10 protein-coding genes are annotated in these 11,209 nt (G+C 39.4%); 3 read left to right on the plus strand and 7 right to left on the minus strand.

Annotated features, from left to right (window positions below; genetic code table 11):
* Nucleotides 1–183: 183 nt before the first annotated feature.
* From CYP43_RS08225 to CYP43_RS08245, 5 genes are all read right to left on the minus strand, one after another.
* Nucleotides 184–1,317, minus strand: coding sequence for a glycerate kinase family protein (locus tag CYP43_RS08225; protein ID WP_103583206.1), 1,134 nt, complete (start codon nt 1,315–1,317; stop codon nt 184–186).
* A complete protein-coding gene (locus tag CYP43_RS08230) occupies nt 1,314–2,708 on the minus strand; it encodes a GntP family permease (protein ID WP_103583207.1) in 1,395 nt (464 codons plus the stop codon). Before CYP43_RS08230 ends, CYP43_RS08225 begins: the two co-directional genes overlap by 4 nt.
* A gap of 166 nt (nt 2,709–2,874) precedes the next feature.
* Nucleotides 2,875–3,840, minus strand: coding sequence for a phospholipase A (locus CYP43_RS08235; protein WP_103583222.1), 966 nt, complete (start codon nt 3,838–3,840; stop codon nt 2,875–2,877).
* Complete coding sequence (locus CYP43_RS08240) at nt 3,833–4,408, minus strand: molybdenum cofactor guanylyltransferase (RefSeq protein ID WP_103583208.1); 576 nt, start codon at nt 4,406–4,408, stop codon at nt 3,833–3,835. The genes CYP43_RS08235 and CYP43_RS08240 overlap by 8 nt, the downstream gene beginning before the upstream one ends.
* A 105-nt stretch (nt 4,409–4,513) precedes the next feature.
* On the minus strand, nt 4,514–5,002 hold the full coding sequence (locus tag CYP43_RS08245) for a hypothetical protein (RefSeq protein ID WP_103583209.1): 489 nt from the start codon (nt 5,000–5,002) through the stop codon (nt 4,514–4,516).
* Between the two features lie 122 nt (nt 5,003–5,124).
* Between CYP43_RS08245 and CYP43_RS08250 the strand changes: the two genes are divergently transcribed.
* Nucleotides 5,125–5,382 carry a SemiSWEET family transporter gene (locus tag CYP43_RS08250; protein WP_103583223.1) on the plus strand — a complete coding sequence of 86 codons (258 nt, stop codon included), beginning with the start codon at nt 5,125–5,127 and terminating at the stop codon, nt 5,380–5,382.
* Between the two features lie 307 nt (nt 5,383–5,689).
* Here the strand turns inward: CYP43_RS08250 and leuC are convergent, their stop codons facing one another.
* Together leuC and CYP43_RS08260 are read right to left on the minus strand one after the other, a co-directional pair.
* Nucleotides 5,690–6,955, minus strand: a complete 1,266-nt coding sequence (gene leuC / locus CYP43_RS08255) for a 3-isopropylmalate dehydratase large subunit (protein ID WP_103583210.1) — start codon at nt 6,953–6,955, stop codon at nt 5,690–5,692.
* A gap of 47 nt (nt 6,956–7,002) precedes the next feature.
* Nucleotides 7,003–9,117: a TonB-dependent siderophore receptor gene (locus tag CYP43_RS08260; RefSeq protein ID WP_103583211.1), complete on the minus strand. Its 2,115-nt coding sequence runs from the start codon at nt 9,115–9,117 to the stop codon at nt 7,003–7,005.
* Between the two features lie 234 nt (nt 9,118–9,351).
* Between CYP43_RS08260 and CYP43_RS08265 the strand changes: the two genes are divergently transcribed.
* Nucleotides 9,352–10,674 carry an NFACT RNA binding domain-containing protein gene (locus CYP43_RS08265; RefSeq protein ID WP_103583212.1) on the plus strand — a complete coding sequence of 441 codons (1,323 nt, stop codon included), beginning with the start codon at nt 9,352–9,354 and terminating at the stop codon, nt 10,672–10,674.
* Between the two features lie 2 nt (nt 10,675–10,676).
* Entirely contained in the window at nt 10,677–11,021 is a 345-nt protein-coding gene (locus CYP43_RS08270; protein WP_103583213.1) for a hypothetical protein, read from the plus strand.
* Nucleotides 11,022–11,209 lie beyond the last annotated feature (188 nt).

Genomic DNA, 11,209 nt, shown 5'->3' on the forward strand with positions numbered 1-11,209 from the left:
TTAATATGTTTTAAAAGGTTGTAAAAGCTATTTAAAAATATAAAAATTTACGTTAGAAATCAAAGTAAAAAACTGCGGTTTTTAGCTCACTTTGATTTTAAGCGTAAAATCACTTTGATTTGAAAAGTCGTTTTACAAAAGAAGTGGGAAAAAGATAGAAAATAAACTTCTATCTTCTTAAATTTATGCTTTGTAGTTTAGCATATAAAGGCGAATGACTTGCTCTGCTGTCATCTTTAAATTTCTAATCGCGACATCTTTTCTCATCGCTTCTTCAAGACTCACTGGCTCATTTAATATACAAAAATAGGCATCAATCCCATTTTTGTGGCAATCTTTGGCACATTTTTGTACGCTTCCAGCAAATGCGATCACTGGCTTATGATACTTTTTGGCTAGTTTTGCAACCCCAGTCGGAGTCTTTCCCATTGAGCTTTGAAAGTCCATACGGCCTTCGCCAGTGATGATTAGATCAGCCTTTTTGATCTCATCCTCAAGCGCGATAGTCTGCGTAATGATCTCAATACCTGGGCGAAGTTTCGCTCCTAAAAATGCCACGAAAGCAAAGCCAAGTCCGCCAGCTGCGCCAGCACCTTTTTGTGTGTGAAATTTACTATTAGTCTTTTCCTTTACAAGAGCTGCAAAGTGTTTTAGCCCATCATCAAGCTCTTTTACCATGCGGCCATTTGCACCCTTTTGAGGAGCATAAACATGGGCTGCTCCATTCATGCCATAAAGAGGATTGTCTACATCGCAGGCGATTAAAAACTCGCACTCCTTTAGCTCTTTTAAAGCATCTTCATCTGTAAACTCATAAATTTTGGCTAAATTCTCGCCTTTTCCTTCAAGTAAAGCACCATCTTTATCATAAAATTTAAAGCCAAGTGCGCTAAGCATGCCTGTACCAGCGTCATTTGTCGCACTTCCGCCGATGCCTATGATAAATTTTCTGGCACCTTTAGCAATGGCATCTTTTATCATCTGACCAAAACCAAATGTGCTAGTCTTTAGTGGATTTCTCTCGTCTGGGTTTATGAGCGTAAGGCCAGAAGCACTTGACATTTCAAGTATTGCAAGGTCATCTTTTAGAGCGTATCTGGCTAGTATTTCAGTACCAAGTGGATTTTTAACTATTGTATCTATAAATTTCGCACCAAGTGCATCAGCCATCGCCTCTACACTACCCTCGCCACCATCTGCGATAGGCTTGACAACGACCTCGCAGCCAATCTCTTCTAGTCCTTCTTTCACAGCAAGGCCCGCCTCAAGCGAGCTAAGCGAGCCTTTTAATGAATCAATCGCAACTAAAATTCTCATAAAAGCACCAAAGATAATATGTAAACGCTAACTATACCAACGATACCCATTATAAACGTCATAGCTGTTTGTGTGCGATATCCTTGTTCTGCACTCATCTTGCTAAAATTTGTCACAACCCAGAAGTAGCTGTCATTTGCGTGAGATACGCACATGGCACCAGATGCTATCGCCATGACGCAAAGCGCGGCTGAAAGATCGGTCGTAAAGCCAAGTGTATGCATGAGTGAGTTATCAGCGCTAAACGCACCCATGATAGATGCTGTCGTGATGATAGCCACGGTCGAGCTTCCTTGAGCGGTTTTTAGTACGGCTGAGATGATGAATGGGAAGAAAATTCCTATCGCTTTTATGGCGGTTGCGTTTTCTTTTATGAAATTTACAAAGCCAGCCTCAGTGATGACATTACCCAAAACACCGCCAGCTGCTGTGATAAAGAGTATCGGACCAGCGATCTTTAAAGACTCGTTCGTGATGTGGTCAAATTCTCTTATCTTTCTGGCTTCTACTAATAAAAACACGCAAAAGATCACGCCGATTGCAAGAGCAATGATAGGATTTCCTAAAAATAAAAGTATCTTTGGTAAGAGAGCCGTTTTATCAAGCATGCCTTGTTTTGCCAAAACATCGACAATAGAACCAATCGCCATAAAAATGATAGGCATGATGATAGGAGCAAGGCTTAAAAATCCGCAAGGCAATTTGCCAAATTTCTTTAAAAGCTCATCGTAGCTAGCTGTGATAGTAGCGTCAGCATCTTTGTCGCTGATAGCCACACTTTTGCCAACACTCTTTGAAAAGAAATAAACAGCTATCAAAACAGGTACTGAAACGACTGTTCCCATGATGATGACAAGGAGTAAATTTCCGCCAAGACCAAGTGTTCCTGCGGCTGCTATTGGGCCAGGAGTTGGCGGGATAAAGACGTGAGATGCGTATAGGCCGCCACTTAGAGCGACTGACATCGCGACTGGACTTGCTGAAATTTTCTTATAAAGTGCCTCGCGAATAGAGTTTAAAACGACAAATCCGCTATCACAAAATACCGGAATGCCAACAACCCAGCCCATAATGAGCATAGCAAGCTCTGGACGCTTTTGTCCGACTAGCTTTACGACCATATCAGCTAGCTTTAGTGCAGCTCCCGTTTTTTCAAGCACAGTGCCGATTATCGTTCCAAAGATAATAACGATACCGATACTCTTAAATGTGCCACTAAAGCCGACACCTATCATCGCTGGGATCTTGGACAGATCGATGCCTGCGACGATCGCAAGAACCAAAGATATGCTCATAAGTGCCAAAAATGGATGCACTTTTAGCTTAGAGATCATAACGATCATAAGCATGATAGCTACAACAAAACAGACAATTAGTGAGATTCCGCTCATAAAAACTCCTTTGCTCTGAGATTTTGCTTAAGATTTTAGCAAAATTTGCTTGTATTTTTTCTAATATTTTTAAGTTTTTTGATTAATTAAATTTTTTTGACATATTTGAGTAAATTTATGACTATTTGCCTAAATTTAGCCATTTTATAAGTTTAAAATTTTTAGCTTATTTTAAAATAACAAAACCAAGACCAAATTTATCAGTATGCCTATTATAATCAATCAAACTCTCGCCATATCCAGTAAAATACTGCAAATAGCCATAAACTCCGGTTGAGAAGATAGGAAACATATATGAAATTTCAGCAGCACCTTTATTTGTTTTATCAAAATGTAAGTTATTTCTTAGCATTAGGCTAAAAATGTGATCATTAAGGTTGTAGCTAAGCCTTACATCGCCATGCCCGATGTATTTTAATATATCTTTATTATCGCCCTTATTGCCTACTATCATCCAAGCTCTTGGCGAAATGCTAAGCTTGCCAAAAACAAAATCACTTTGCAAATAAGCTCTATTCCAGCTTCTTGATTTTTTGCCATCTCGTCCATTTGACTCATGCAAAAGTCCAAATTTTAGGTTTTTTACACCTATTTGCTCCAAATATTTTGGAGAAGCAAAATTTAGAAAAATTTCTGGCTGATAGTTCGTCTCACGAAATGGAGCTGAAGTTCTTGTTATCTGCCACCAAGATGTCTGCGTGTAGGCTGCTACAAGGCTCTCTCTAAGCCCAAACAGGTCATAAAATAACGGCTTTGCAAGGCTTATTTGAAACTTAGTTTCAATGCTCTTTCGCTCATCATCTGGCACATTTTTAGCATAAGTTACTGGCAAAAGGTAGTTAAATTTATAAAGCTCGATACCAAGTGCATTTTGTAAATTTTTACTACTTTTATATTCTCTTAAAAGATCGGCTTGCTTTAGCTTCGCCTCTCTTGGCGCTGGCTCGATTGCTTGCAAATTTTGTATCGCGTTTTGCTCGTTTAAAGAGCTTTTGGCTAGCTCTTTATAAATTTGCATCGCAGCCTTTATGTCGCCACTTTGCTCCAGCTCTTGTGCTCTTTTAAAATCATCCAGCCCACTTGCCATCAAAAAACTAAGGCCAAGGCTTAAAAATAATAAAATTTTACTCATCATCTATCTTCTTTTCTTGGATTTTCTTTGCCATTTCGTATTCGTCAGGGAAATTTACATTAAAAAACTGCTCACTATCTTTAAAATTTACGACTTTGCATTTACAGCTTTTTCTCAAAAGTCCGATTTTATGCTCATTTTTTAAATAAAACTCATGGGCCAAAGTGGCAAGCCTTGGGCTAAAAAAACCACAAAGCGAGTGAATGTGCTCATTATCACTAGCCACAACCATATCAAATTCATCTTTAAATTTAACAAGCTCCTCTAAGCTTTTAAGATCAAAAAATGGCATATCAGCCGGTATCACAAAAATACTATGATCAAAATTTTTAAGAATGGAGTAAAGTGCGAGCATTGGCGAATAGTTATTGCTATTTTCATCTTTTATAAGCTTTAGTGGCGGGCTAAATTTCTCAAATTTTGAGCTTACATAAACTTCGCCAAAAACTTTGCTAAATTTCGCGACCTCATAATGAGTAAGCGTCTTAAAACCACCAAATGGCAAAAGTGTCTTATCTTGCCCCATACGTGAGCTTTTGCCACCTGCTAAAATCACGCAAGTTTGCATCTTTTTCCTTAAGAAAGTTATGAGGCTAAATTTAGCTAAAAGCGGCTTTGATCTACCAAAAATATGTGATAAAAACTTATTTTTGTTTATCCTACTTGTGAAATTTTAAGCCTGCTTTGCCGTTTTCATTGTTAAAAATTCCTCGTAGCGACGATCAATGATAGCTTTGATCAAGGCATAGTTTTCTTGTGAGTTTTCTATATAAAAATAGGCGTTATCAAAGTATTTTTCACCAAATTTTTTCGAAACAAAATCAGTATAATCCTGCAAATACCAACCATACATTTTGGCAAATTTTGTCCGATCAGTCGTATAGTAAGCTTTTGCAAAGGCTTTACCAGCAGTATTTAGCTCCGCACTTCCAAGTACGCCGTCCATAGCGTCAAAAAGATACTGACGATAGTTAAAATTTTCATCCATCTGTGCTATATCGTCCGCAAAATCTGCCGCAAATTCCTTTGAATAAAATTTGTGTTCCATGCACCAGCGAAAGAAAAATGCAATGTGTGTCGCACCGTTTTCATGCGGTATATCAGTCGGCGCATCTTTCGCACCCCAGTGCCATTTTGCTTTGTCATATACTATATCTGGCATTTTTATCCTTTTAAAATGCTCAATTTTACTAAAACCATCTTAATCGCAGTAAAAATCATGGCCATTTTATCCATTTGCTTGCTACGATTAAAAAAGATATAATGGCGCTTTTATTTAAAGCAATGAGCGAAAAAAATCTACAAATTTTAGGCTGGATCGGCACATGCCTATCAGTTGTTATATACTTTTCATACATCCCACAAATAATGGGCAACCTTGATGGCAACAAGACGCCTTTTATACAGCCACTGGCAGCCGCACTAAACTGCACAATCTGGACAAGTTATGGACTATTAAAAGCTAAAAAAGACTATCCACTTTCTGCTGCAAACTTTCCGGGCATAATCTTTGGTCTTTTGGCAACTATAACAGCGTTTTAATGCGCTAAAAATAGCCGGTAAATTTTCAAAAATAGTCAAATTTAACGGCTAAATTAATCCATACAAATACTTTAAATTTTTTGATATTTCACAAAGAATTAACTCAATTTTGTCAATTAGAAAAATAAAAGCTTTTTTTAGAAGAGATACTTTTAAATTTTATTTGATTATGTAAAAACAAGCCTAGAGCGGCAAGATTTTAAGATAGATTTGGATGTTGTGACGAAATTTTCACACAAGATAAAACACGTAGTTTATCAAAGTGTGGAAATTTCTAACTCATTCAAAGATACTTAAAAGCTAACGCCTATAAGTCCCTTGGATCGGCGATTTTACCTGCTATGGCTGAGGCCGCTACAACTGCTGAGTTAGCCAGATAAATTTCACTCGTTCTATCGCCCATACGGCCTACGAAATTTCTATTTGTTGTTGAGATACAGCGCTCATTTGCACCCAAAATGCCCATATATCCGCCAAGGCAGGCACCACAAGTTGGATTGCTCACAACCGCTCCTGCTTCGATGAAAATATCGATTAAGCCTTCTTTTTCGGCAGCTCTTGCGATCTTTTGCGTCGCTGGAGTGATGATGAGCCTTGTTTTGCGGGCTACTTTTTTGCCTTTTAAAATTTGTGCTGCGATGCGAAGGTCGCTTAGGCGGCCATTTGTGCATGAACCGATAAATGCCTGATCAATGGCTAAATCGTCACGAACCGCTTGTCTTACGCTCTTGCCGTTGCTTGGCAAAAATGGATATGCGATGACTGGATCAAGGTTTGTGACATCGATCTCTAAAATTTTGTCGTATTTTGCACCCTCGTCTGAGTAGAAAAATTTTGGTTTATCGCGTAAATTTTTATCTTTTAAAAACTCTTTTGTGATCTCATCAACTGCGATGATACCGCTCTTTGCACCAGCTTCGATCGCCATATTACACATTGAAAATCTATCATCCATGCTAAGGCCCTCTATCACCTCGCCGCTAAACTCAAGCGCCTTGTAAAGTGCGCCATCAACGCCTATTTGGCGAATGATCTCAAGGATAAGGTCCTTGCCGTAGACGTGCTTATCAAGCTTGCCTTTAAATATGACTTTAATGCTCTCAGGCACTTTAAACCAGTTTTTACCAGTGATCATCGCATAAGCTAGGTCGGTACTGCCCATGCCGGTGCTAAACGCTCCAAGAGCGCCGTGTGTACAGGTGTGGCTGTCTGCTCCGATGATGACATCACCTGGGATGACTAGCCCTTTTTCAGGCAAGAGTGCATGCTCAATGCCCATATCTTTTTCATCAAAATAGTTTTTAAGGTCGTGTTTGTAGGCAAATTCGCGTGAAATTTTGGCTTGATTTGCGCTTAGGATATCTTTTGTCGGGATGTAGTGATCCATCACGATAGCAAAGCCGTCTGGATTGGCTAGCTTTTTAGCACCACTTCGCTCAAACTGCTTGATCGAAATAGGCGTCGTGATGTCGTTGCCTATGATCATGTCGATCTTGCTTTCGATGATCTCTCCTGCGCTTACCTCTTTGCCAACGTGATCTGAAAATATTTTCTCGGTAATAGTTTGTTTCATAAATTTCCTTTAAATTTTTGAGGCGATTTTAACGAAAATTGCTAAATTTATAATTTAACGCTAGCTGTTAGCATAAACTGCCTCGCATACCCCGGCTGTATCGGTATGATATTAGCCTGCGTGCCGGTCGATGAGGACGTATAATAAAGCTTGTCGGTCAAGTTTTTGACGTTAAACGAGAAATTCGTCTCGTAGCCCGCGATCTTGGTATCGTAGCTGATAAATGCGTCGTAAACGACCGCGTCGTCCATCTTAAAGCCAGTTCCCGCAGGTACGGCCGGTAAATTCGTCCTCATGTAGTAGGTGTACCATGAGCCAAAATACCTCGCTCCGCCGCCGATCCTTAGGCCTTTTGCGCCTAGGTGGCTAAAGTCGTAGTTGGCAAAGAGGCTAGCTTGGTGCTTAGGCGTGGCTTCTAGCGGTTTGCCCACTAGCACGGCAAACGCGCCGCTATCCTTTCGCACCTCGGTTTTAGTGTATGCATAGCTAGCGCCCACGCTTAGCCCTTGCGTCACGCGGCCATTAAAGTCAAACTCAAATCCTCTAGAGCGCGCCTCACCCACGGGCGTACTTACACTATTTACGGTGCGCATGATGTTTTTCTTATCGATGTTAAAGACCGCTGCACTTGCCGTTATGCTGTCATTTTGAAATTTAGTCCCAAGCTCGACGCTTTTACCCTCTTCAGGCTTTATGTCGCCAATGTCGTCGCCGCTGATCGCCATTTGCGGGTTGAAACTTTGTGCGTAGTTGGTATAGACCGACCACTGAGGCGTTAGTAGATATAAAAGCCCAGTTTGCCACGTAAATTTGCCATCTTGCTGATCTGTGCTATTTGGCCCACTAGTTGTGCCGCGAGCTACTTGGTCGTAGTATTCATACCTAGTTCCTAAAGAGTAGATCAAATTTTCAGTTAAATTTATGCTATCTTGTGCGTAAAATCCGATAGTTTTTAGCTTTTGGTACTGGATGCTTGACTCCCTGGCAATTGGTAGCCCTACTCTTCCATAGATAGGATGATATATGTTGATGCTTAAGTGGTTACCCGTATCTTTTAGGCCACCTGGTCTATAGCGGTAGTATTCCTTTGCGTCGATGCCAAAGAGTAAATTATGCTCTATCTCGCCAGTTTTAACGTAGCCGTTTAAATTTAGTGATCCAGCATGCGTGCGGTGGATAAATCCGTCGTAATATTCGTTTCGCCTAGTTGCTGTGCCATTATTTAATACATTCATTAGCCTGATGTGGCCATACTCATGTTTTGAGCGAGAAAATGCATAAGCACCCTTTAGTAGCCAGTTTTCGCCGAGATTTTTCTCAAAATTTACATCTAGCATGTCAAGCTTTGTTTTTAGCTTATTAAATGGCTCGTCAAGGCGTCTTTTCTTATCTATCGGCAGTAGCTTGCCAGTGCTTGGAATGAGATACATACCTCGGTCGATCGGATCGGTCGAGCGTGTGTGCACATAAGCCAAATTTATGCGGTAATCATCGCCTTTATACGAAAGTGAGGGTGCAAAGAGAACATTTTTATATTCGCCAAACTCTCTCCAGTAGTCCTTTTGCATAGTATCAAATATAAATCTATATGCAAACCCGCTCTCCGCAATAGGTCCTGTGGTGTCAAAGCCTGTATTCCAATAGTTGCGGTTGCCGATACCAGCCCAAATTTCGTTTGAGAAGTCGTATTTTGGCTTTTTAGTGACCATATTTATGATGCCGCCGGGCTCTTGCGCACCGTAGAGCAAACTAGCCGGACCTTTTAGCACTTCGACGCTTTCTACGGTTTTGTTAAAGCTATGCATGACGCTAGCGGGCACGCCGTTTCGCATGATCGAGCCGTCGCGTCCGCCGCCAAATCCTCTTTTTATGATCGAATCAAAGATGCCACCCGTGGTGTTGCCGTAGCTAACGCCGCTTACATTTTGAAGGCTCTCAGCTAGGGTCTCTGGCTTTTTATCCTTTAGCTGCTGCTGGGTTACAACGTTTACCGTCTGCGGGATCTCAAGAATTGGCGTATTTGTCTTGCCTACCTCACTCGTTGTGGCTCTGTAACCATCATCTGCGCTATCTTCAATGCTAATCCCATCCAAGCTTACATCAGTAGCATTTAAAGCAGAAATAGCAAAACAAAGCACCGCACTAATGCGAAATTTATTCATTTATAATCCCTTAAAAAATTTTTAATATTATAAAAATAGTTATCATTATATAAAAATATATTTTAAATTTTTATGAAAAAAATTTACGAAAAATTTATATTTTAATAACATTACAAATAAAACATTTCAAAAAATTAAACATAGATCAGAAAACAGATTTTTACTATTTTTTTCATAGATAGCGATAAAGCTTTTATTAAAACATTTTTGCAACATTTCTGATATAATCCCCACATGAAGTACGCACATTTAGTTCAAATAGCAAGTTATTTATCAAATTTTACAAAGATAAACCAAGCAAAACGCATTAATGATATGGCTATTTTAATCGAATTTAATGGCGAGAAGATCATCTTTGATCTAAACAAATCAAACTCCGCTATCTACAAAGATGGCGAGCTAAAAGAAGCAAAAATTTATCAAGCACCTTTTGATAATGTGCTAAAAAAGCGCTTTAATGCCTCGCATATAAAAAGCGTTGAGTGCTTGAAAGATAATAGGATTTTAAAATTTATCTGCACGCAAAGCGGCTCATATAAAAGTGAAAATTTTGTGCTTTATCTTGAATTTACTGGGCGCTTTACAAATGCTGTAATAACCGATGAAAATAACGTAATAATCGAGGCGTTAAGACATATTGATAATAGCTACCGCAAAATAGAAAGTGGCGAAGTTTTAAGAGAGCTTCCAGCTATCACTATCAAGGAAAAACCGTGCGAGCCCATAACTGACTTTGAGGCGTTTTTTAAGAGCGAAGCGGCTAGAGTAAATGAATCAAGGATAGCTAGCTTAAAAGAGGCAAAGCTTGCAAGTGTACAAAAAAAGATAGATAGCATGAGCGAAATTTTAAACTCACTTGAAGACAAAGATGAGCTGATGAGAAAGAGTGAAGAAGCTGCGAATTTAGGATCGCTTTTGCTTGCAAATTTAGGAAATTTTAAGGGCTATGAGAGAAAAATTTGCCTGAAAGATTTTGATGGCAACGAGATAAAACTAACTCTTAGCGATACTCCAAAAAACAGCGCAAATGAGTTTTACGCAAGATCAAAAAAGCTTCGCGCAAAAGCCATTGGAGTGGAGATAGAAAAGAGAAATTTAAAAGAAAAAATCGAGTTTTTTGAAGGATTAAAATCTCTTTTAAAAGAAGCGAACAGTCTTTATGAGCTTGAAATTTTAAGCCCAAAAAACAAGGCAAAACAAAGAGAACGCCACGTAAAAGACGTGAGTGAAAATACCGAAATTTTTTACGTTAGAGAGTTTAAAATTTTAGTTGGCAGAAACGAAAAAGGCAATATGAATTTACTTGATCTTGCTAAAAAAGATGACATCTGGCTTCATCTAAAAGACGCTCCAAGCGCTCACGTTATCATCAAGACAAACAAGAGCAAGGTACCCGAAGATATGCTAAAAATGGCAGCTAAATTCTGCGTAGAATTTAGCGTAAAGGGAGCTGGCAGATACGAGGTAGACTATACTAAGCGTGAAAATTTAAAACGTGAAAACGGTGCAAATGTCACTTATACTAACTATAAAACTATCATCATAAATAAAGGCTAAAAATGGCTGTAACACCTTTAGGAAATAGTAACTTTATAAATCAAAATGTCCCAGTAGTATCGCAAGTGCATGCAAATCAACAAGCTAGATTTGATATGCAGTCTTTAATGGCAGCTGAGCTTGCCTCGCAACAAAGTGAAGAGATCAAAGAGGTGCGTCCGATGGAAGAGTCTTATAAAATAGACCCTGAAAAGGAACATGAACGCCAAAAAAATGAAGAAGAGGCAAGTGAGTTTGAGAGTGAAAAACAAAATTCAAGAGATAGTGACGAGGAAAATTTGGACGATATAGCAGATAGTGAGGAAATAGTGCCTAGTGAACATCACATGCTTGACATAACTATTTGATGCCTAAACACCCCAGCCCCACAAACACTACATCTCAAGCCAGCAATACTCCCCCAACACCTAACCCTCCTTCAAATTTTTAACGCAGTAAATGATAAAGAAAAACTTTTCAAGATCCACTCTGACTCACCTAAAGCCTGCCCGCTTGGTGGCAAGATCGAGGGACTCTTAACCGGTCACTTTTTAAA

This window comes from Campylobacter concisus, assembly GCF_002913045.1.
GTDB classification, from domain to species: Bacteria; Campylobacterota; Campylobacteria; order Campylobacterales; family Campylobacteraceae; genus Campylobacter_A; species Campylobacter_A concisus_AP.